Annotated in this window: 19 protein-coding genes; 3 read left to right on the forward strand and 16 right to left on the reverse strand. The window is 57.5% G+C overall.

Features of this window, described 5'->3' with window-relative positions; translation table 11 throughout:
* Nucleotides 1-33: 33 nt before the first annotated feature.
* The 6 genes from ruvX to EYR88_RS03120 form a co-directional block, all read right to left on the reverse strand.
* The gene (gene ruvX / locus EYR88_RS03095) at nucleotides 34-507 is read right to left on the reverse strand and encodes a Holliday junction resolvase RuvX (RefSeq protein ID WP_131088267.1); all 474 of its coding nucleotides are present in this window, start codon (nucleotides 505-507) and stop codon (nucleotides 34-36) included.
* Nucleotides 500-3190 (reverse strand): alanine--tRNA ligase, encoded by a 2691-nt coding sequence (gene alaS / locus EYR88_RS03100; RefSeq protein WP_131088268.1) that lies wholly within the window; start codon nucleotides 3188-3190, stop codon nucleotides 500-502. The genes ruvX and alaS overlap by 8 nt, the downstream gene beginning before the upstream one ends.
* Before the next feature lie 19 nt (nucleotides 3191-3209).
* Complete coding sequence (locus EYR88_RS03105) at nucleotides 3210-3419, reverse strand: hypothetical protein (RefSeq protein WP_131088269.1); 210 nt, start codon at nucleotides 3417-3419, stop codon at nucleotides 3210-3212.
* 78 nt (nucleotides 3420-3497) lie between these two features.
* Nucleotides 3498-3869, reverse strand: a complete 372-nt coding sequence (locus EYR88_RS03110; RefSeq protein WP_131088270.1) for a DUF948 domain-containing protein — start codon at nucleotides 3867-3869, stop codon at nucleotides 3498-3500.
* Between the two features lie 124 nt (nucleotides 3870-3993).
* A complete protein-coding gene (gene rpsD, locus EYR88_RS03115; protein ID WP_131088271.1) occupies nucleotides 3994-4617 on the reverse strand; it encodes a 30S ribosomal protein S4 in 624 nt (207 codons plus the stop codon).
* Nucleotides 4618-4805: 188 nt separating this feature from the next.
* A complete protein-coding gene (locus EYR88_RS03120) occupies nucleotides 4806-6191 on the reverse strand; it encodes a replication-associated recombination protein A (RefSeq protein WP_242632533.1) in 1386 nt (461 codons plus the stop codon).
* Between the two features lie 110 nt (nucleotides 6192-6301).
* Between EYR88_RS03120 and dtd the strand changes: the two genes are divergently transcribed.
* Nucleotides 6302-6739, forward strand: coding sequence for a D-aminoacyl-tRNA deacylase (gene dtd / locus EYR88_RS03125; protein ID WP_131089768.1), 438 nt, complete (start codon nucleotides 6302-6304; stop codon nucleotides 6737-6739).
* On the opposite strand, the gene EYR88_RS03130 is transcribed toward dtd, so the two are convergent.
* The 4 genes from EYR88_RS03130 to hisS all read right to left on the reverse strand — a co-directional run bounded on the left by EYR88_RS03130 (nucleotide 6736) and on the right by hisS (nucleotide 11526).
* On the reverse strand, nucleotides 6736-7065 hold the full coding sequence (locus EYR88_RS03130; protein ID WP_131088273.1) for a PadR family transcriptional regulator: 330 nt from the start codon (nucleotides 7063-7065) through the stop codon (nucleotides 6736-6738). The two genes, dtd and EYR88_RS03130, sit on opposite strands and share 4 nt — an antisense overlap.
* Nucleotides 7058-8176: a hypothetical protein gene (locus EYR88_RS03135; protein WP_131088274.1), complete on the reverse strand. Its 1119-nt coding sequence runs from the start codon at nucleotides 8174-8176 to the stop codon at nucleotides 7058-7060. Before EYR88_RS03135 ends, EYR88_RS03130 begins: the two co-directional genes overlap by 8 nt.
* Before the next feature lie 148 nt (nucleotides 8177-8324).
* Nucleotides 8325-10112: an aspartate--tRNA ligase gene (aspS, locus tag EYR88_RS03140; protein WP_131088275.1), complete on the reverse strand. Its 1788-nt coding sequence runs from the start codon at nucleotides 10110-10112 to the stop codon at nucleotides 8325-8327.
* A gap of 91 nt (nucleotides 10113-10203) precedes the next feature.
* Nucleotides 10204-11526, reverse strand: a complete 1323-nt coding sequence (gene hisS, locus EYR88_RS03145) for a histidine--tRNA ligase (protein ID WP_131088276.1) — start codon at nucleotides 11524-11526, stop codon at nucleotides 10204-10206.
* Between the two features lie 142 nt (nucleotides 11527-11668).
* Here hisS and EYR88_RS03150 point away from each other — a divergent pair, with 142 nt between their 5' ends.
* Together EYR88_RS03150 and EYR88_RS03155 are read left to right on the forward strand one after the other, a co-directional pair.
* Entirely contained in the window at nucleotides 11669-13027 is a 1359-nt protein-coding gene (locus EYR88_RS03150) for a DUF349 domain-containing protein (RefSeq protein WP_131088277.1), read from the forward strand.
* Nucleotides 13028-13087: 60 nt separating this feature from the next.
* A complete protein-coding gene (locus tag EYR88_RS03155) occupies nucleotides 13088-13711 on the forward strand; it encodes a hypothetical protein (protein ID WP_131088278.1) in 624 nt (207 codons plus the stop codon).
* On the opposite strand, the gene EYR88_RS03160 is transcribed toward EYR88_RS03155, so the two are convergent.
* The 6 genes from EYR88_RS03160 to ruvA all read right to left on the reverse strand — a co-directional run bounded on the left by EYR88_RS03160 (nucleotide 13708) and on the right by ruvA (nucleotide 21268).
* Nucleotides 13708-15975, reverse strand: a complete 2268-nt coding sequence (locus EYR88_RS03160) for a bifunctional (p)ppGpp synthetase/guanosine-3',5'-bis(diphosphate) 3'-pyrophosphohydrolase (protein ID WP_131088279.1) — start codon at nucleotides 15973-15975, stop codon at nucleotides 13708-13710. The genes EYR88_RS03155 and EYR88_RS03160 overlap by 4 nt on opposite strands.
* Before the next feature lie 235 nt (nucleotides 15976-16210).
* On the reverse strand, nucleotides 16211-17179 hold the full coding sequence (gene secF, locus EYR88_RS03165) for a protein translocase subunit SecF (protein WP_131088280.1): 969 nt from the start codon (nucleotides 17177-17179) through the stop codon (nucleotides 16211-16213).
* A complete protein-coding gene (secD, locus tag EYR88_RS03170; protein ID WP_131088281.1) occupies nucleotides 17172-18905 on the reverse strand; it encodes a protein translocase subunit SecD in 1734 nt (577 codons plus the stop codon). Before secD ends, secF begins: the two co-directional genes overlap by 8 nt.
* 59 nt (nucleotides 18906-18964) lie before the next feature.
* Nucleotides 18965-19390 carry a preprotein translocase subunit YajC gene (gene yajC / locus EYR88_RS03175; RefSeq protein ID WP_131088282.1) on the reverse strand — a complete coding sequence of 142 codons (426 nt, stop codon included), beginning with the start codon at nucleotides 19388-19390 and terminating at the stop codon, nucleotides 18965-18967.
* A gap of 186 nt (nucleotides 19391-19576) precedes the next feature.
* Nucleotides 19577-20629 carry a Holliday junction branch migration DNA helicase RuvB gene (gene ruvB, locus EYR88_RS03180; protein ID WP_131088283.1) on the reverse strand — a complete coding sequence of 351 codons (1053 nt, stop codon included), beginning with the start codon at nucleotides 20627-20629 and terminating at the stop codon, nucleotides 19577-19579.
* A gap of 21 nt (nucleotides 20630-20650) precedes the next feature.
* Nucleotides 20651-21268 (reverse strand): Holliday junction branch migration protein RuvA, encoded by a 618-nt coding sequence (gene ruvA / locus EYR88_RS03185; protein WP_131088284.1) that lies wholly within the window; start codon nucleotides 21266-21268, stop codon nucleotides 20651-20653.
* Nucleotides 21269-21348: the final 80 nt, after the last annotated feature.

The raw sequence follows: 21348 nt of genomic DNA on the forward strand, positions 1-21348 counted from the left end.
GGGCGGTTCGTACTAAACCTAGGATCGCTAGGTTTACTTCAGTACGATCCGGCTGGCCTGCACGCGGACGTTGTTCCGGCGCATTTCCAGCACCTGCTGCAGGATTTCTGTGGCTGCGACTTGGTCGACAACCTTGCGATGATCCTCCATCTTACGTCCCGAAGCATGCAACGCGCGGTGCGCATTAACCGTGCTCAAGCGTTCGTCAACCAGAAAAACCGACAGCTCGATATTAGCCTCTGAAGCTTCTTCTGCCAAAGCAATAGCGTAGTCACGAGCCATTTTGGTGGATTCTGTGGTGTTTCCGGCCAGCGATTTTGGCTCCCCGATGAACACCTCGGTGGCATTTCGATCGGTGATGATGCGCAAAAGCATTCGACGGTCCGAATTTTTCTTCACATCGCGTCGAAGGGTCATCACAGGGGTCGCCAGAATGCCCGATGGGTCAGACGCGGCAACGCCGACGCGGGCTAGGCCCACGTCGACGCCGAGTGCAACATTAGCCATTAGCTAGGGCCGCCCGGATAGCATCCAGTGCTTCGTCAATCTTCGAAGCATCCTGGCCGCCGCCCTGAGCCATATCGTCCTTGCCGCCGCCACCGCCGCCGAGTACACCGGTCGCGGTACGGACCAAGGCCCCAGCCTTAAATCCATTGGCACGTGCGTCATCGTTGGTCACTGCTAGCACCAGTGGACGGCCGTTGGATTCGCCGATCAAGACGATCACCGCCGCTTCACTGCCTAGCTTGCCGCGCAGATCCAAAGCCATGGTGCGTAGCGCATCAGCCGAATCGATCTGGCCGGCGTTGTGTGCCAGCAGACGGGTCGAACCGATGGTGACGACCTTCTCCAACAGCGATGCGGACTGTGCAAGCATTGCCCGGCTCTTGAGTTCAGCGATCTGCTTTTCAGCCGCCTTGAGCTTGGCAACGGTGTCGTTAACACGCTCGGAGACCTGGTTAGAAGGCACACGGAACAAGCCCGAAAGCTCAGAAACCAAAGCACGCTCAGCTGCGCCGTGACGGAATGCTTCCATACCGACCAGCGCCTCAACACGGCGGTTGCCCGAGCCCACCGAAGCTTCGGAGAGCAAGGTCAGCTGACCAATGCGGGCGGTGTTATCCACGTGGGTACCACCACACAGTTCGCGCGACCAAGCACCGTTCATTTCAACCACGCGAACGTCGTTGGAGTACTTTTCGCCGAACAGGCTCATAGCGCCCAGCTTCTTCGCCTCTGCCAGAGCCATTTCGTTGGTGACAACCTGGTAGTTCGAAGCAATTGCGAGGTTCACAACCTCTTCAACTTCGCTGCGAGCTGCTGGCGAAAGCGCCTCTGCCCACGAGAAGTCGAAGCGCAGGTAGCCTGCCTTGTTGAAGGAACCAGCCTGGGTGGCCGTTGGGCCAAGCAGCTCGCGCAGTGCAGCGTGCACCAAGTGAGTGGCGGAGTGTGCCTGCTCGCCGGAGCGACGGCGTACCGCGTCAACTTCGGTGCGGACCAAAGCCTCGGCTGGAAGCTCGCCCTCACGCACGATCACCTTGTGTACGTTCAGACCCTTAACCGGAGCCTGCACATCGGTGACCTCGAGAACAAAGCCATCACCGGTGATCAGACCGCTGTCGCCAGCCTGTCCGCCGGACTCAGCGTAGAACGGGGTCTCGTTGAGCACCAGGTCAATTTCCTGACCCTGCTCAGCGTAAGGAACAACCTGGCCGTCGCGGATAATGCCACGGATCGACGACTCGCCCTGAAGGGTGTCATAACCGGTGAAGTGCACATTGCCGGCCTCAGCCAGCTGGCTGTAGACAGAAAGGTCAGCGTGGCCGGCCTTCTTGGCCTTAGCATCCTTCTGCGCGCGGGTGCGCTGTTCGTTCATCAGTTCGCGGAAGCGCGGCTCGTCAACGGACAGACCAGCTTCTGCTGCGATCTCTAGGGTGAGGTCGATCGGGAAACCGAAGGTGTCGTGCAGGGTGAAAGCGTCGTCACCTGAAAGGTTCTTGCCCTCGTCCTTAGCGTGACCCAGCGCTTCATCAAGACGGGTGGTGCCCGAAGCGATGGTGCGACGGAATGCGCGCTCTTCAGCGTAAGCAATGCGCGCAATACGCTCGAAGTCGTTGGCTACCTCTGGGTAAACACCCTTCATGGCATCGCGCGAGACTGGAAGTAGCTCTGGGAGTACTTCGGTATCCACGCCCATCAGGCGCATGGCACGCACGGCACGACGAATCAGGCGGCGCAGCACGTAGCCGCGGCCTTCATTGCCCGGAGTGACCTGGTCGGAGATCAGCATCAGCGAGGAGCGGATGTGATCGGCGATCATGCGCAGGCGCACGTCGGTGGCGTGGTTAGGGTCAGTTGGATCCTCGGTGGAGGTGTAGGTGACGCCAGCGAGTTCTGCAGCCTTGTCGAGCACCGGACGGACCTGATCGGTCTCGTACATGTTCTCCACACCCTGCAAGATCATCGCAAGGCGCTCAAGGCCTAGACCGGTGTCGATATTGCGCTTTGGCAGTTCGCCGGCAACATCAAAATCGGTCTTTGAGCGTACGGCCGAAAGGCGGTACTGCATGAACACGAGGTTCCAGATTTCGATGTAGCGGGTCTCGTCGACAGCTGGGCCGCCTTCTTGACCGTACTGTGCACCGCGATCGTAGTAGATCTCCGAGCAAGGACCGCCGGGACCGGGCTGGCCGGTGTTCCAGTAGTTATCTTCCTTACCGGTGCCTACAACGCGCTCGGTCGGGATGCCGATCTCTTCTTCCCAGATCCGTCGTGCTTCAACGTCCTTCTCATCGCCGTCTTCATAGACGGTGACCCAAAGGCGTTCCTTGTCCAGACCGTAGCCACCATCCTCGAGCGAGTTGGTCAGCAGTTCCCAGGCGTAGTGAATGGCTTCATTCTTGAAGTAGTCACCGAAGGAGAAGTTACCGCACATCTGGAAGAAGGTGCCGTGACGTACGGTCTTACCTACTTCTTCGATGTCGCCGGTACGGATGCACTTCTGCACCGAAGTCGCACGGTTGTACGGAGCCTCTTCACGGGCGGTGAGGTACGGAATGAAAGGAACCATACCGGCCACAGTGAACAAGAGTGAAGGGTCGGCTGATACCAGCGAGGCGCTGGGCACCGCGGTGTGGCCCTTCGAGACGAAAAAGTCGACCCACCGACGGGCAATTTCCTGCGTTTTCATCGTGTTACGGATGATCCCTTCACTTAGCGGCGTCCACGCCCAAGGCGGAACGTAATTCTTCTTCGCGGGAGCTCATTCCTTGATGGAAGGCTTCCAAATATTCCGCGACGCGGTCAGTGTATTTGCTGACCTGGCGATTAAGCGCTGCCCCGGACTTTACTTCAGCGTATTTCTTGGTGGCGAGCATTCCTACGCCCACACCAATAGAAACCCACAAGAGCTTTTTCATTCTAGTCTCCTTGGCGGCCATCAGCTGGCCGACGGTCTGATCAAGCATCGATACGTGTTCGATCGAACAGGCTCTGACTTAGCGGCTGCGACGTGCCTTGCCACTTGGCTTGGTGTTCATTGCAACCTTCACGCCTTCGGTGAACGCGGCGACCTTGATCAGCGGCTTGCCTACGGTGGCAGCAACTAGCGAGGACAGCGCGGAAACATTGGCACTGGTATCAGAAACGTTACTGGTGATCGTGTCGACCTTTTTGAGCTGGTCATTGGTGGTGGCGACCGTGTTGGCGACCTCCCCTAGCAATGGGGTGGTTCCGTCTGCCACGTCTTTGATCGTGGTGCGAAGCTCATCAAACACCTTGCCCAATTTAATGATCGGCACTGCCAGCAGTACGACCAGTACTACAAACGCGCCGGCGGCGATAAGCCCTGCAATATCCGAACCCGACATGTGCTTCCTCTTCTGCTTTGGTTTTTGGTGCCAGTCCACCTTATCGAAGTCTGAGCTCCAACAGGTAGTTAAGCGACAAGCCCGCAACCGAAATCGGTTGCGGGCTTGGAACTAGCGCACGGATTTAGCGTGCGTAGTACTCGACCACGAGGTTCTCTTCGCAGGTCACTGGGATCTCTGCACGCTCAGGAGCGCGCAGGTAGGTAGCCTGAAGGGCTTCCAGCTTTACGTCCAGGTAGCTAGGAACAGCTGGAAGCACCTTTGCGTGCTCACCTGCTGCAGCCATCTGGAAAGGAACCATCTTCTCGCTCTTCTCGTGTACGTGGATCAGCTGACCCGGCTGTACCTTGAAGGACGGACGGTCAACACGCTGGCCGTTGACCAGGATGTGACGGTGCACAACCAGCTGGCGAGCCTGCTGGATGGTGCGAGCGAAGCCTGCACGCAGAACCAAAGCATCCAAGCGGGACTCGAGCAGTGCCAACAGGTTGTCACCGGTCTGGCCGCCGAGGCGCTTAGCTTCCTTGAATGCGTTCAGCATCTGAACTTCGCGGATGCCGTACTGGGCACGCAAACGCTGCTTTTCGCGCAGACGTACTGCGTAGTCGCTGTCCTGCTTCTTACGGGCGCGGCCATGCTGGCCTGGACCGTATGGACGGCGCTCCATGTACTTTTCAGCTTTAGGGGTCAATGCAAGGCCGAGCGCACGCGAAAGGCGTACGGTGCGGCGGGCACGGGCGTTAGCCATTAATGTGTCCCTTTCGATCAGCGACGGTATCTACTGGCCTCCAGGATGGAGAGTGTGTGGGCGTCGCGGCCCTGCTACACTGCAACCCTGCTCCAGTACGCGATCGCTCGCATTCTGGGCATGGCTTGCCAGCCAAAGATCAAGTCTACACGAAACCAGTACGCCTGGCGCTGAGTTCTAGCGCACAATTAACGCTGCTTTTTACCTCGTACCGGGTCCTTGCCGCGAATGATTTCACGCAGCCGGGTGAGCCTGGCGCCAATGGTTTTTTCGGCCCCATTAACTGTCGGCGTGTAGTAGTTGGTGCCGACTAGATCATCGGGCAAATACTGCTGGGTGGCGATGGAATGTGGCGCGTCATGGGCGTAGATGTAGCCCACGCCGTGGCCCAGTTGTTTGGCACCGGGATAGTGTGCGTCGCGCAAATGATCTGGAACCAAGGATCCCTTGCCTTCGGCTACATCCGCTAAGGCGGCGTTGGTGGCGTTGTAGGAGGCATTGGATTTTGGTGCGGTCGCCAAATGCACGGTCGCTTGGCCCAGCATGATCCGCGCTTCGGGCATGCCGGTCAGTTGCACCGATTGGGCCGCGGCGACGGCCAGGGGAAGGGCGGTGGGATCGGCCATGCCAATATCTTCACTGGCTGAAATCATCAGTCGCCGGGCAATGAAGCGGGGGTCCTCCCCCGCGGAGAGCATACGTGCAAGATAGTGCAGGGCGGCATCCACGTCGGAGCCGCGGATGGACTTGATGAATGCGGAAATGATGTCGTAGTGCTGGTCGCCGTCCCTGTCGTAGCGCTGGACCGCTTGGTCCATGGCCAGCTGGACGTGATCCGCGGTGATCTGCACCGGCGGGGCCACGCCAGCTCCGGCGGCGTTCCAGGCCACTGCCCCGGCAGCTTCCAGCACGGTCAGCGAGCGGCGGGCATCGCCCTGGGCCAGCCGGACGATGGCATCGCGCTGCTCCTCTTCGAGGATCACCTGGTCGTTGAAGCCGCGTTCGTCAGATACGGCGCGTTCAAGCAGGGTCGACAGGTCACCGTCGGTCAGCGGACGCAAGGTCAGTAGCAGCGAACGCGAGAGCAGCGGGGAGATCACCGAGAAGGACGGATTTTCCGTTGTCGCAGCCACCAGCACCACCACGCGGTTTTCCACCCCGGGCAGCAAGGCATCTTGCTGGGCCTTGTTGAAGCGGTGGATCTCATCGAGGAACAAAACGGTGGTGACCCCGCGCAGGTCGCGGTCGTCCTTGGCCTGCTCGATGACCCGGCGTACGTCCTTCACCCCGGCGGTGATCGCCGAGAGTTCGACGAATTTGCGGTCGGTAGCGCGGGCGATCACATGGGCGATGGTCGTTTTGCCGATGCCCGGAGGCCCGTAGAGGATCACGCTGGCCGGACCGGCCAAGCCGGTCTCCGGGTTTTCGGCAAGCTGGCGCAAAGGCGAGCCGGGACCGAGCAGGTGCTGCTGGCCTACCAGTTCATCCAGCGACTTGGGGCGCATGCGCACCGCAAGAGGCGGACGCGGCCGGTTGACTTGGGGCTCGCGTGCTTCGCGCGGATCATCGGACAGGGAATCGAACAAATCGCTCACCTGCTAAGCCTACCGATATTCTGGGAGTCGCGCGGTGCATGCCAACACGCCACCGCCGACACCTATTGCCTCTTGAAAGGACTTGCTCCATGCGCGCCGTCGTCCAGGTCGCCAGCACCGCCCACGTCGAAGTTGACGGGGAGATCACAGGCCGGTTGGACTCCCCCGGGCTGGTGATCCTGCTGGGCGTGACTCACGATGACGATCAGGCCACCGCGCGCAAGGTCGCCCAGAAGATCTGGCAGCTGCGCATTTTGGAGGATGAAACCTCCGCTGCCAGCAAAAATGCCCCGCTCTTGGTGATCAGCCAGTTCACCCTCTACGGCTCGGTGCGCAAGGGGCGCCGGCCTTCGTGGTCCAATGCGGCACCAGGGCCGGTGAGCGAGCCGTTGTACGAATACTTCGTGGCTTACTTGCGGGAACTGGGCGCGAGCGTTCAGACCGGCGCATTTGGCGCGATGATGAATGTCTCGCTGACCAATACCGGTCCGTTCACGATGATCGTCGACTCGGCAGACCTCCCCTAGCGGCTGGTGCTCTGTACCAGTTTGGTCAGTTGCTCGAAGCTGGCTCGTTGCTCGGCTAGTTCTACCCGACCGGCGGCGGCTAGTTCGTAGACCTTGCGCCCCGGCCCGCCTTGGCCTTCTTGCCACCGGGTTTCCACGAGACCCGCGGCTTCCAGCTTCGCCAATGCGGGGTACAGCGTTGCGCCTTTGAGCGGGCCGAAACCGCGTTCTTGCAGGGACTTGGACAGGGCATAGCCGTGAGCGTGGCCGTTGGAGAGCTCAGCCAGCAGGAGCATCGGGAGCATGGCGCGTTGCCAGCTGCCAGGAAATGGCGAGTCCTTACTCATCGCGGCCTTCTTCCATACCGCGGACTTGGGCGCGCCTTTCAGCAAGCTTGGATTCTACGTATTCTGCGCGATTCGCCGGGCGCAACTCGTAGAGGGTCACCGCAACAAAAATCAGAAGGCACGCCGCGAAGAAGATATCCCATCCACTGCGGTCTGGGGCGATCGCCTCCGGCACGAGGCTGAAGCTGTAGAGGCCCACTACGGCTAGCGGTAGCAGGCGGCGTAGTAACCAGCGTCGCTTCAGCGCTGTGCCGGTGTTCACTGACAGGCCGATAGCGAATTCGCCCGGCGTGCCGAACTCTTGCGCAATGCTGGCCCCGCCGCCCTCCATGCTCATATTCGACCAGTGCTCGCGGGCAGGTTCCAGAGCGGACGCCGCTTCCCTGCTTCGCATTCCGTAGCGCCCGCGCAGCAAACGAGTGGTTTCGGCAAACCACGCTTCTGGATCCGTGAAAGCGCAGGCGCCACCGCGTACTGGTTCAGACTCATCATTCCATGGCAGCCAGAACACACCGACAGCCAGGGCGATGCCGAGAATCGGCGCCAGCCAATTGGGCAGCGGCATGACCTCTCCACCGCCGAATACCGCGATCAGTACGGCTGCTGCGATGGAAACCGCAATTCCGGACAACCCCAGCACCCATGATCGCGCGAATTTGCCTTTCAAACGGTAGAACCACCACAGGTGCCCGGATAAGGCGATTCCCGTGCCTGCAGTCAGGGCCGCCAGTTGCCAGAAGTGCCACGAGTTCGACGTCCATCCGTCGCGGAATCCGACCCACGTGCCAAAACCGGTGCACAGCAGGCCAACAACGAGCCCGATGCCAGCCAGGAGCAGCAAACTGCTGTTGATCGGCATCTCCGAATCCGCAAGCTGCTGCGGATCCAGGCGCGCGAAAGCCCGGGCTTCGCCGAATTCAGCGGGATCACCAAAGAGTTCTTCTGCGCTTTGACCGCTGTCGCGGAGCGCATCCAGCACTTTGCCCAGTTCCGCTGCGCACTGGGAATCGTTCAGCTCCTTCCACCACATCGCGATGTTGAAGTCCTGCGCCCATTGTCGGTCGCTTTCAGGGTAGAGCTCGATGATGTCATTGGGTTCTGCCGAGGCCAAGTGCTCTCCTGGGATCTAAAAGTCTAGGTTGAAAACCAACCTAGTATTAAAACCAGCTTTAATCTACTTTTTAGCCTATTTCATGCAAAAAAGTAGCCGGATCGAACGCATGAATACGTTCAATTCGGCTACTTGAAGCTGCGAAAGCCTACTTGGCTTCGGCCTCTTCGGCCTTCTTCTTCTCAGGCTTGAAGTCGATGCCAGCTTCCTTGCGCTGCTGCGGGGTAATTGGCGCAGGTGCCTGGGTCAGTGGATCGAATCCGCCACCGGTCTTCGGGAAGGCGATGACGTCGCGGATGGACTCCGAGTGGGTCAGCAACTGCAATACGCGGTCCCAACCCAGTGCGATGCCGCCATGTGGTGGGGCGCCGTACTTGAAGCCTTCAAGCAGGAAGCCGAACTGGGTGTCGGCCTGCTCTTGGGTCACGCCCATGAGCTTAAAGACACGTTCCTGAACGTCACGCTGGTGGATACGGATCGAACCGCCACCAATTTCGTTGCCGTTGCAGACGATGTCGTAAGCGTAGGACAGCGCCGAGGCAGGATCGGCGTCGAAGGTGTCCATGAACTCTGGCTTAGGGCTGGTGAATGCGTGGTGCACAGCGGTCCAAGCGCCAGCGCCCACAGCCACGTCGCCCGAGGCAACAGCGTCGGAGGCAGCTTCAAACATTGGTGCGTCGACGATCCAGACAAACGCCCAGTCGCCTTCCTTGATCAAACCGGTGCGGTGACCGATTTCAACACGGACCGAACCGAGCAGTGCGCGCGCTTCGTTCTTCTTGCCAGCGGAGAAGAAGATGCAGTCACCGGCGGTCGCGCCGGTGACAGCGGCCAGGCCGGCCTTCTCTTCGTCCGAAAGGTTCTTGGCCACTGGGCCAGCTAGCTCGCCATCTTCCTTGATCAAAACGTATGCCAAGCCCTTGGCACCGCGCTGCTTAGCAAATTCCTGCCAAGCATCCAGGGTGCGACGTGGCTGGGATGCGCCACCAGGCATAACCACTGCGCCAACGTACTCGGACTGGAAGACCTTAAACGAGGTGTTCTCGAAGTACTCGGTCATTTCAGTCAGCTCTAGGCCGAAGCGCAGATCTGGCTTGTCTGAACCGTACTTGGCCATAGCCTCCGAGTACGCCATACGGCGGATCGGGGTTGGGACCTGTACGTCGATCAGGCTCCACAGTTCCGAGACCAGCTTTTCGCCGAGCTCGATGATGTCGTCTTCTTCAACAAATGAAGCTTCGATATCCAGCTGGGTGAACTCTGGCTGACGGTCCGCACGGAAGTCCTCATCGCGGTAGCAGCGAGCGATCTGGTAGTACTTTTCAAAGCCACCAACCTGCAGCAACTGCTTGAACAGCTGTGGGGACTGAGGCAGCGCGTACCAGGCACCCGGGGTCAGGCGTGCAGGAACAACAAAGTCGCGAGCGCCTTCCGGGGTGGAACGGGTCAGCGTTGGGGTTTCGATTTCGATGTAGCCCTGATCGTGCAACAGGTTACGTGCTACACGGTTAGCCTCGGAGCGCAAACGGATGTTGCGTGCCGGGGTTGGGCGGCGCAGGTCAAGGTAGCGGTGACGCAGACGCGCCTCTTCGCCAACCTCAACGTGCTCGTCAACCTGGAAAGGCAGGGGTGCTGCGGTGTTCAGCACGGTGACGGTATCAGCGATAACCTCGATCTGGCCGGTTGGCAGGTTCGGGTTTTCGTTGCCCTCCGGGCGGCGCTCGACGTTGCCGACGATCTGCAGCACGAACTCATTGCGCAGCGGGTGGAAGTCCTCTTCGTCGCGTACAACAACCTGGGCTACGCCCGAAGCATCACGCAAATCCAAGAAGGCAACACCACCGTGGTCACGGCGACGCGCGACCCAACCGGTGAGGGTAACCTGCTGTCCAATGTGCTCAGCGTTCAAGACGCCCAGCTGATGAGTGCGTAGCACTACGATCCTTTCGGTCGGTTGGGAAAGTTTCTCCCCATGAAGTTTAGTGCACCTTGCCAAGGTGCGTGTGCGGGCCAGTTGGCCGCAAGTATTAGCTGATGGCGATCTTTAGGTCAGACTCGGCCGGCATCCAGGTGAGCGGATCGGCAGTTACCTGCTCACCGGAGCGAATGTCCTTAACCTCGTGGGTGCCGTCATTCTGGGTGAACCAGACAAACGGAATCCCGCGTCGATCAGCAAATTTGATCTGCTTGCCAAATTTCTCGGCACTGGCTGCTACCTCGCAGGCGATTCCGCGTGAACGCAGCTTCGAGGCCACATCCTGAGCTTCGTGCCAGGTGTCATCGTTGGCCAAGGTGACATATACCACTGATGGAACGCTGCGGCTGGCGGTGACCACTTCTTCGGCCAAGATGCGTGAAATCAGCCGGGTGACGCCGATGGACAGGCCCACACCTGGGTAGTTCTTCTTGCCCTTGGATGCCAGCGATTCGTAGCGTCCGCCGGAGCAGATCGAACCCAAGGATTCGTGGCCTACCAACACGGTTTCGTAGACGGTGCCGGTGTAGTAGTCCAGGCCGCGGGCGATGGAAAGGTCAGCCATCACCTTGCCTGGCGCACGCTTTGAAGCAGCATCGATCACCTGGGAGAGCTCATCAAGACCGGTGTCCAGCAACTCGTGGCTTACCCCGAGTGCTCGGACTTGTTCCACGAATGAGGTGTCAAGGGTGCGAATTTTTGCCAGTGCCAGTGCCGCATCAGCCTGCTCGCGTGTTGCGCCGACTTCCTCAACCAGAATCTTGGCGACAGCTTCATCGCCGATCTTTTCCAGCTTGTCGATGGCGCGCAATACCGCATCCGGATCTTGAAGACCCAGTCCACGGTAGAAGCCTTCAGCTAGCTTGCGGTTATTCACTCGCAGGCGGAAGTCGCCAATAGGCAGGGCAGAAAGCGCATCGGCGATGGTCAGCGCGAGCTCCACGTCGTAGCTAAATGGCAAGGTGCCATCGCCAACCACGTCGATATCAGCCTGGGTGAACTCGCGGAAGCGACCGTCCTGTGGACGCTCGCCACGCCAGACCTTCTGCATTTGGTAACGACGGAATGGGAAAGCCAAGTATCCGGCGTTCTCCACGACATAGCGTGCAAAAGGCACGGTGAGGTCAAAGTGCAGGGCCAAAGCGTTGGGATCGTTTTTATCGTCTTCGGCAGCCAAACGGGACAGCCCGTAAACTTCCTTGTCGATTTCGCCCTTGCGAAGCAGCTGCGCACGGGTTTCCACGGCGCGGGTTTCAATATTTGCGAAACCATGCAGTTCAAAAACATGACGCAAGGTGTCCAGCACGTGCTGTTCAACAGCCCGTTCAGCTGGAAGCCATTCTGGGAAACCTGATAGTGAGGCCTTGCGTGCCATGAAACTCCTTAGTGCAAATTGGGCTACCAATACATCTTAAGCCTGATTTGCAAGAAACCTGTGCACGTCGGCTTACTAAGAAACGGAGGTCACAGGTAGAGTTGGCTACAGCAAGTGCTCGTACAGTGAAAGAGTTTCAGCGGTGACCACCAGTCAGCAATCCGACGACAGCCAGAAGACCCCATTGCCGCAGGCGCAGAAGCCTGTAGCAAAGCCGGTCGTAGCGCCTAGCGTCGCACATACCACTCCCCTCGACGAAGCGGCTAAGTTTGCCCGCGTTACCGAAGATGGACACGTCTTCGTGATCATCGATGGTGCCGAGTTCCCAGTGGGTCAGTATCCCGACGCCACGCAGGAGGAAGCTTTGAGCTACTTCGTGCGCAAATATGACGACGCGATTTCCCAGCTCATGCTCCTAGAGCAGCGTGTTGTAGCTAAGGCTCCGGCCGGTGAGCTGAGCAAGGCTGTCTCCACCCTCTCGGCCACCGTCGCTGAGCGCCACATGGTTGGCGATATCCCAGCGCTGGAAACGCGTCTTGAAAACGTTCGTGTTGCAGTCGAGAGTCTTAATGGCGAACAGCGCAAGGCTCACGATGAGGCTCGTGCTGAACAGCAGGCTGCTCGTGAAGCCATTGTTGAGCAGGCTGAAGCGATGGCTGAAAAGCGTCCAGAGCAGATTCAGTGGAAGACCGCTTCGGCGTCCATGAACGAATTGTTCGAAGCGTGGAAAGCCTCCCAGCGTTCTTCCGTTCGTTTGCCTCGGACTACCGAAGATGCTTTGTGGAAGCGGTTCCGCGCTGCTCGCACGATATTTGATCGTCACCGCCGCGCCTACTTCTCGCAGCTTGATTCCACTAACGCCTCTGCGAAGGCTGTTAAGGAAGAGTTAATTGCTCGCGCCGAAGCTTTGCAGACCTCAACGGACTGGGCTGCTACGGCAGCTGAGTACCGCAAGCTCATGGATGAGTGGAAGAAGTCGCGCCGTGCTTCGCGCAAGGACGACGATCAGCTCTGGGGACGCTTCCGTGCCGCTCAGGATGTTTTCTTCCAGGCTCGTACCGAGGCCAATGCCAAGATTGATGCTGAGTACTCAGAGAATCTGGTAGTGAAGGAAGCCCTGTTGGAAGAAGCGCGTGCGCTTTTGCCAATCAAGGATTTGGCTACCACCAAGACCAAGCTTGAGAAGATTCGCGATCGTTGGGAAGCTGCTGGCAAGGTTCCACGCAACGACCTACAGCGCGTTGAATCAGCTCTGCGTCAGGTTGAAGATGCCGTCAAGGGTGCCGAAGATGAGCAGTGGCGTCGGTCCAACCCAGAGACCAAGGCTCGTTCAAACTCGATGCTTTCCCAGCTCCAGGACACCATCTCTGCATTGGAAGATGACTTGGCTGCAGCTCAGGCTAAGGGCAACGCAAAGCAGATCGAAAAGGCTCAAGAAGCTCTTGATGCTCGTCGTATGTGGCTGAACACTTTGGAGAAGTCGGCTGCCGACTTTGAGTAAGTAATCCACAGATCGTCAGTACACCGTCAACGCGACGGCGCTTACTGGTTCAGTAGCTACATGGAATCTAGAAATTGCCAGGCTACCGAATCAGGCGCCGTCGCGTTGCGCATTCCGGAGGATCTTTGGATCGCCGGCCAAATGTTTAGTCGCAATGAACTACAAGCTATGGCCTCTAATGGGCTACTACGTGAAGTATTGGGCGATTGCTTCCTGCCCAGCAATATTCGGATCACGGCTTCACTCAGAGCACGTATCGCCGCGTTTGTCTGCGGACGAGAGTTGAATTCCAGCACTGTGCTGGCCAGACAAACGGCCGCGTGGATCCACGGCTTACTGCCCGAGGTTTATACGCTGTGTATCTATACACGCAGTTATCATCGCCCGTTTCAACCGGGCTTCGGGCTCAACGTTCAATTTATGCAAACCAGAGTGCCCGATACTCAGATGGTTTTTCGCAGTCGAGTCAAAGTGACATCGGCGCTCAGAAGCGTTTGTGACTGCGCGCAGTTTGACCCACTACCCGTGGCAAGTCGGGTACTGAGCAACGCGATAAGCTTGCACGACCCGTACCTGAACTTAGAAACGATCAGGGATTCATTACAACGCTACGAACCATCCCCAGAACGCTCACGCGCCCTGCGTCTGGTTGATTCCTTCGATGACGTCGCGCAAGCGGCCTAACGTCGTGAACCTGCGGTCGTGCGGTACACGTCGTAGACACCGTCGATGCGACGCACCTGATTCAGTACGTGGCTCAAGAACTTAGGGTCGCCCATTTCAAAGGAGAAGCGGGACAGTGCCACACGGTCCTTGCTGGTCTGCACTGAGGCGGACAAAATGTTCAGATGGCTCTCGGACAGGATTCGAGTGACATCAGAAAGCAACGATTTTCTATCCAGCGCCTCAACCTGAATCTCGACGAGGAACACGCCGTGGTGCTTGGCGGCCCACGTGACATTGACCAGACGGTCAGGCTGGGTCGAAAGCTGTACCAGGTTCAGGCAGTCTGTGCGGTGCACCGAGACACCTGCCCCGCGAGTTACGAAGCCTTGGATCTCATCCGGTGGCACAGGCGTGCAGCAACGTGCCAGTTTAACCAGCACATCTCCGACACCTTCAACAATCACACCTGCGTCGTTGCCCGTAGTCGCGCTTGGAGCGTTCGGGCGAACTACGACTTCCTCATCAACCTGTTCGGCCTCTGGAGGGCCAATGAGGGCCGTCAGGTGCTCAATAACGTTCTGTGCACTCGTATGACCGTCGCCTACCGACTGGTACAGGGCAGAAATGTCGGTGTGGTGAAGTTCGTTGGCAACGGTGGTGAGCAAGTCATGGGTCATCAACTTCTGCAGTGGCAGATGGTTGCGACGAAGCTCCTTGGTCAGAAGCTCCTTGCCCTTTTCAATCGCTTCTTCTCGACGTTCCTTGGAGAAGTAGCCACGGATCTTAGCCTTGGCTCGTGGCGACTTAACGAAGTTTTGCCAGTCCTGGGATGGGCCAGCGCTTTCAGCCTTCGAGGTAAAGACCTCAACAACATCGCCCTGTTTAAGTTCAGTGTGCAGCGGTACAAGCTTGCCGTTGACTCGGCTACCAATCGTGCGGTGACCAACATCAGTGTGAATGGAGTATGCAAAGTCCACGGGAGTCGCACCCACAGGCAGAGACATGATGTCGCCCTTGGGCGTATAAACGTAAACCTCGGCCGAACTGATGGTGTAGCGCAGTCCGTCAAGGAACTCTTCTGAATCAGTGGTGTCGGCCTGCCACTCCATCAGGGAACGCAGCCAGTCCATGTTCTGCTCAGGCGAGAGCATGGAGTTAGCGGATTGTCCGTGCTTGTACTGGAAGTGCGCGGCAACACCGTATTCGGCACGCACATGCATGTCGTGTGTGCGGATCTGGATTTCAACCGGCTTGCCTTCTGGACCCATGACCGTGGTGTGTAATGACTGGTAAAGGTTCAGCTTAGGGATAGCGATGTAGTCTTTGAAGCGGTTTGGCAGGGGGTTCCACTCAGAGTGGACCACGCCGAGTGCGCCATAACAATCTTTGACCGTATCGACCAGAATACGAACGCCCATCAAGTCATGGATGTCGTCAAAGTCTTTTCCTCGAACAATCATCTTCTGATAGATCGAGTAGTAATGCTTCGGACGGCCCGAAACTGAGGCATGAATTTCTACATTGCCCAAGTCGCCGTTCAAGGTCTGTCGGATAGCGGTCAGATACTTTTCGCGTTCTGGTGTTCGGTCCCCCACCATGCGCACGATTTCTTGATACACCTTAGGATGCAGAGCGGCGAAGGAAAGATCTTCCAACTCCCACTTAACGGTATTCATGCCTAGGCGGTGAGCCAGTGGAGCGAAGATCTCCAAAGTTTCTTTGGCTTTACGTGAGGAAGACTCTGCTGAAACGTAACGCCAGGTGCGGGCGTTGTGCAGGCGGTCCGCCAATTTGATGAGCAATACTCGGATGTCGCGCGACATGGCAACAACCATCTTGCGAACGGTTTCGGCTGGAGCAGCTTCACCGTAAGTGACCTTGTCCAGCTTGGTCACGCCATCAACAAGCATGGCGATCTCTTCAGAGAATTCTTTTTTGACCGATTCGAGTGAGTACTCGGTATCTTCAACGGTGTCGTGCAATAGGGCGGCGGCGAGAATCGCTCCGGTCATACCCATCTCAGCAAGGATTGTTGCTACGGCCACCGGATGGGTGATGTAGGGATCCCCACTCTTACGTTTTTGCCCCTCGTGGTATTTTTCGGCTACCTCGTAAGCATGGACCAGCAGGTCCAGATCTGCCCGTGGATGCTTGGATTTGACCGTGCGAAGCAACGGCTCAAGCGTCGGCGAGGTGCCAGGAGTACTACCGCGTCCAGCAAAGCGCACTAAACGGGAGATTGAGCGTCGTTTCGAATTGTTCAGGTTAGGCGTATTAGCCATGCCCCGCTCCTTCCCCATTGCCACCACACTTCGCTGGCAGCTGTGATCTTGCCGCGCGTCGCGTGCTGGTAGTTTTCGGTCGTAGACACCTCTACGACCTTGCACTTAAAAACACCTTGTTTGGTTCATTTGTTATAGCACGTTCGGCCGGTGACAACTAATTACACCGCTTCACGCAGTTGCAAAGAGGCACCTCCAGCGAGTGCTGGAAGTGCCTCTTTTAAGCTACTGCGGACTATGCCTGAGCGATCGACTTTGTATGTTCAGCAACATCTGCATCATTGCGTCGCAGCCATTGGTACAACGGCGCTTGAACGAACAGAGTGGACAGTGCCGAAATGATAATGCCGACGAACAAGGCCAACGAAAGATCCTTGAGCGTACCTGCACCAAGCATGTAGGAACCGATGAACAGAATCGACGCAACTGGAAGAACAGCAACAACCGAGGTGTTGATGGAACGAACCAGCGTCTGGTTTACCGCGAGGTTCACCAACTGTTCAAAGCTTCTGCGTGACTGTTTGGTGAAGTCCTTGGTGTTCTCTCGAACCTTATCGAACACCACCACCGTGTCATACAGTGAATAGCTCAGAATCGTTAGGAAGCCGATGATCGCGCTTGGAGTAATCTCAAAACCGGAAATCGAGTAGATTCCGGCGGTCACGATGATGACAACGAACAAACCAACGATTGCAGCCAACGACATCTTCCAGGTGCGGAAGTAGACAGCCATGAGCAACCCGACAAGCACCACGAAGGCAACTAGTCCTACCAAGGCTTGACGCGATACGTCTTGGCCCCAGGTTGGACCGATGAAGTTACTGGTTACTTCCTTAGCTTGGACTTGGTATCCGTCAGCCAAGGCCCGTGCAATTTCCAAGGTCTCGTCATCGCTTAGGCGTTCGGTCTGAACACGCATAGTGTTCTGCGCAATGTTAGTAACTGTCGCTTCAGAACCCGAAGCCACAGAGGTAACAGCTTCTTCACCGATTTTGATGTCAGTGTTCTGCACGCCCGAAACGGTAAATTCTGAACCGCCACGGAAATCGATACCGAGGTTGAAGCCGCCCTTAACCACTGGAATCAGAATGGAAAGGATCACCAACGCGCCAGCAATGGCGAACCAGAGGCGATGCTTGGAGGTGAACGGGTAGGAACGCTTGCCGGTGTAGAGCTCGTTGCCCCACGTCACTAGCTTATTCATTGTTCTCCTCCTGCGCCTTGGACTCCTGCTTGCCCGGCTGTGAAGACTGTAGCGCCTCGGCGCGACGACGCTCGGCAATGGTCATGCGCTTTGCTGCTTCGCCTGAGGCCTTCGCGTTCTTCTTACCACGGTTAGCCTCAGCATTTTCGCCGAATCGACGGATCTGCCCGGCGCCCTTGTACAGTGGCTCAACGCCCAACAACGAAGGGTCCAGACCGGATAGTCGGTGTCCGTCAGCGAAGAACCGGGTACGGGCCAGCAATACCAAGGTCGGGTGCGTTAGTCCGTAAACAACGACGAGGTCGATGAGTGCGGTTAGGCCCAAGGTGAAGGCGAAGCCTCGCACGTTACCAACAGCAACAATGTAAAGCACCACAGCGGCCAACAGGTTCACTGCCTTGGAAGCAAGGATGGTGCGTTTGGCACGTCCCCAACCAATATCCACGGCGCTTGCCAACGGACGGCCGTCGCGCAATTCATCTCGGACACGTTCGAAGTAAACGATGAACGAGTCAGCGATCAAACCAATGGCAACAATCAAACCTGCAACACCAGCTAGCGAAAGCCGGTAGTTCATTCCCCAACCGAGCAAGACCAAGGCCAAGTAGGTTAGGATGCCTGAAACCAACAGGGACGCAATGGTGACAAGACCCAGTGCGCGGTACTGGAACAGCGAGTAGATGAAGACCAGAACTAGACCGATGACGCCGGCAATGAGGCCAGCCTTCAGCTGGTCAGCACCGAGAGTAGCAGAGACCTGACGCTCGGACTGGATATCAAAGCTGATCGGAAGCGCACCGTATTTGAGCTGCTCGGCCAGCGCCTGGGAAGTCTCCTGCGTAAAGCCGCCAGAGATCTGGGGGCGACCATCGGAAATTACGGCGTTGGTGGTTGGAGCCGAAATGGTTTCGCCATCAAGCACAATCGCAAACTGGTTCTGTGCACCCTGAAGTGCCACCAGTCGCTGAGTGGTATCTGCGAAGGTCTTGGTGCCCTGCTGGTTGAATTCAATAACAACAACCCATTCACCAGTCACCGATCCATTGGATCCACGTGCCAACTGAGCGTAAGCGTCAGAGATCTGGTCGCCAGGGATTTCCTGAGGGCCAAGAATGTACTTCGCCTGCGTGCCGGTATCGCAAGAAATCATTGGCTTTTTAGGATCAGCGTCTTCGCCGCTACCCTTGGCCAGCTCGGTCTTGCAATCGTAGGCTTCAAACTGCTTGTACAGATCCGCGGTGACCCAGCTGGTATCCGAAGCATTCTTCGGCTCATCCTTCGGGTTTGGCAGCTCCGCCTTAGCAGTCCGCTTGTCCTTAGGGGTCGCCTCGTAAGCGCCCGAAACCAAAACTGGGCGGAACTCCATTGCGGCAGATGCTTGGATCAGGTCACGCGTGGCCTGATCAGGAGTACCAGGCATGGAGACTACAACGTTACGACCGGACTGGGTGGTGATTTCAGATTCTGAAACACCAGATCCATCCACACGTTGGCGGATAATTTCTACCGCTTGGTCCAGCTGTTCCTGATTAATCGTTTGATTACCTTGAACCCGGGGGGCCAAGATCATCTCGGTGCCGCCTTCAAGGTCGAGGGCCAGCTTGGGCCCCCACGCGGTTTTACCTGTCGCTGCACCAGCCACCAGCACGCCGGTTGCGATGATGAAGACGATCAGTAACCACAGCAACGCCTTGCGCGCCTGCTTTACTGGTCTGATTGATGACATCTATTGTGCTTTCTCGTTTTGGTGGCTGAACATTCGGGCCACCGCTGCCAACCCCGGACTTAGGAGTTGCGTTCGTCCTTACCCTGGTCGTTAAGACGACGCAGGGACTCTTCAGGGGTTTCAGCGACATCGCTGGTTGCATCAGCATTTTCTACGGCAGGAGCGGCATCAGTTGCGGTTGCAGCTGGCTCGTTGTCCAAGAAAGTGGAGATGGCCTGGCGGTGCAAGGTCAGCACAACGCCGTTAGCAACCTCAACCTGTACGTGATCTTCTGCGTCAACGCCCACGATGGTACCGAAGATACCCGAGTTGGTCATGACCTTGGCACCTGGCACGGTGTTGGTCTTCAGCTTTTCCTGCTGAGCTGCCTGCTTTTTACGTCCGCGGAACATCATGAAGATCAGCACTGCGAACAGCGCCACCATCAGGATCAGCGATGGGTTGAAGCCGCCACCGGCGGCCTGAGCGATTACGAGGGAATTCACGTATTTACCTGCTAACGATTCGTTGCGTTTTAATCAAAAGTTCTGGGATGCCGAAACGCCCTACTGCGCACGTTAACGACAAAGACGCCCACCTGACCCGTATACGGGCATAGGTCGGGCGTCTTCAGTCTAATCGGTTACTGTCTACCGGCAGACCATTTACGCGAGCAGTGAAGCTTTGCTTGCCTAATCCTCATCGTTTTCATAGCTTTGTGCGTTGGCGAAGATTGCATCCTTGGGCATTTTTAGGCCCAGATGCTCCCATGCTCCCGGCATTGCAATACGTCCACGAGGCGTACGGCCCATCAGCCCTTCGCGCACTAGATACGGTTCGGCAACGGTCTCAACGGTTTCAGTCTCTTCACCCACGGCAATAGCTAGGGTGGATAGTCCTACCGGTCCCCCGCCAAACTTTGTGCACAACGCTTCCAATACGCCGCGGTCCAGACGGTCCAGGCCGCGGGCATCAACTTCGTACATATCAAGGGCAGCGGCCGCAGCCTTGTGGTCGATCTCTTCGAGTTTGTGCACCAAGGCCCAGTCGCGGACTCGGCGCAGCAGGCGGTTGGCGATACGCGGTGTTCCACGCGATCGACCGGCAATCTCGGTGAACGCTAACGACGTCACGCTCAAGTCGAGCATCATCGCCGAACGGCGCAACACCAACTCGAGCTCTTTGGCTGCATAAAATTCTAGGTGGCCGGTGAATCCAAAACGGTCACGCAAAGGACCAGGCAGCAGACCGGCACGCGTGGTTGCGCCAACGAGCGTGAAGGGTGGCAGTTCCAGTGGAATGGCCGTTGCTCCGGCGCCCTTACCAACGATGATATCTACGCGGAAATCCTCCATCGCCATGTAGAGCATCTCCTCGGCGGGACGCGACATGCGGTGGATTTCGTCCAGGAAGAGCACTTCACCTTCGGTCAGCGAGGAAAGAATTGCTGCGAGGTCACCTGCGTGTTGAATAGCTGGTCCCGATGAGATGCGTAGAGGTGCGTTCATCTCGGCGGCAATAATCATGGACAGGGTGGTTTTTCCCAACCCTGGAGGACCAGAAAGCAGAACGTGGTCTGCAGTTCGTTCGCGAATTTTTGCAGCCTCAAGAACCAGCGAAAGCTGCTGGCGAACCCGCGACTGGCCAACAAAATCGTCGAGATTTCGTGGGCGAAGGGCCGCTTCTAGGACGCGTTCCTCAGGCTCGCTGCCCGCATTGGTTAGCCCAGTGGAGTCATTCTTCATGATGGTCCTCTCGACCGCCGGTTAGGCCCGGGTCCCGCTAGACATGCTGCGCAGAGCAGCGCGGAGGATTTCGGCGACATTTCCGCCCGAAACAATTTCAGGTTCAGCCTTGGTGAGCGAATTAAGCGTGCTGGTGGCATCCTTCTCGCTCCAACCCAGACCGGTCAACGCTGCAATGACCTGAGGCTCCCAAACACTGGCGTTACCAATGGTGGTCGTTGATGACACGGGAGCACCGGTTGGCACCAGCTTGCCGTTCAGTTCCAGCACAATTCGGCTGGCACCCTTGGGACCAATGCCGGAGACCTTGGTGAAAGCGGCGGTGTCTTTGGTGTTTGCAGCAATGCGCACTTCTTCGGCACTATGCACGGCAAGGATGGCCAAACCGGTGCGAGGACCAATACCGGAGACCGAAATGAGAACTTCGAACACGTCGCGTTCATCGGCGCCGGCAAAGCCAAAGAGTGTCATTGAATCTTCGCGGACCACCATGGAGGTGAAGACGGTAGCTTCACGTCCAACGTGCAAAGTTGCCAGCGTTCCGGGGGTGGCGTTGATCAGCATGCCGAAGCCGTTGACATCAATTACCGCGGTATTCAGGGACACCAGTTGAACGGTGCCGGTCAATGAGCTGATCATGCCACTCCTTGGGATATATGTTCGATCGAACCTAGCTTATCGAAGATACTTACGAATAGCGACGTGCGCAATGCGCCGGT

Source organism: Arthrobacter sp. S41 (assembly GCF_004320535.1).
Lineage (GTDB): Bacteria > Actinomycetota > Actinomycetes > Actinomycetales > Micrococcaceae > Glutamicibacter.

What these genes read in the sequence shown, in the direction of transcription:
- ruvX (WP_131088267.1), bottom strand. Translation starts at nt 507, where the DNA reads ATGGCTAATGTTGCACTCGGCGTCGACGTGGGCCTAGCCCGCGTCGGC.
- alaS (WP_131088268.1), bottom strand. Translation starts at nt 3,190, where the DNA reads ATGAAAACGCAGGAAATTGCCCGTCGGTGGGTCGACTTTTTCGTCTCG.
- EYR88_RS03105 (WP_131088269.1), bottom strand. Translation starts at nt 3,419, where the DNA reads ATGAAAAAGCTCTTGTGGGTTTCTATTGGTGTGGGCGTAGGAATGCTC.
- EYR88_RS03110 (WP_131088270.1), bottom strand. Translation starts at nt 3,869, where the DNA reads ATGTCGGGTTCGGATATTGCAGGGCTTATCGCCGCCGGCGCGTTTGTA.
- rpsD (WP_131088271.1), bottom strand. Translation starts at nt 4,617, where the DNA reads ATGGCTAACGCCCGTGCCCGCCGCACCGTACGCCTTTCGCGTGCGCTC.
- dtd (WP_131089768.1), top strand. Translation starts at nt 6,302, where the DNA reads ATGCGCGCCGTCGTCCAGGTCGCCAGCACCGCCCACGTCGAAGTTGAC.
- EYR88_RS03130 (WP_131088273.1), bottom strand. Translation starts at nt 7,065, where the DNA reads ATGAGTAAGGACTCGCCATTTCCTGGCAGCTGGCAACGCGCCATGCTC.
- hisS (WP_131088276.1), bottom strand. Translation starts at nt 11,526, where the DNA reads ATGGCACGCAAGGCCTCACTATCAGGTTTCCCAGAATGGCTTCCAGCT.
- EYR88_RS03155 (WP_131088278.1), top strand. Translation starts at nt 13,088, where the DNA reads ATGGAATCTAGAAATTGCCAGGCTACCGAATCAGGCGCCGTCGCGTTG.
- EYR88_RS03160 (WP_131088279.1), bottom strand. Translation starts at nt 15,975, where the DNA reads ATGGCTAATACGCCTAACCTGAACAATTCGAAACGACGCTCAATCTCC.
- secF (WP_131088280.1), bottom strand. Translation starts at nt 17,179, where the DNA reads ATGAATAAGCTAGTGACGTGGGGCAACGAGCTCTACACCGGCAAGCGT.
- secD (WP_131088281.1), bottom strand. Translation starts at nt 18,905, where the DNA reads ATGTCATCAATCAGACCAGTAAAGCAGGCGCGCAAGGCGTTGCTGTGG.
- ruvB (WP_131088283.1), bottom strand. Translation starts at nt 20,629, where the DNA reads ATGAAGAATGACTCCACTGGGCTAACCAATGCGGGCAGCGAGCCTGAG.
- ruvA (WP_131088284.1), bottom strand. Translation starts at nt 21,268, where the DNA reads ATGATCAGCTCATTGACCGGCACCGTTCAACTGGTGTCCCTGAATACC.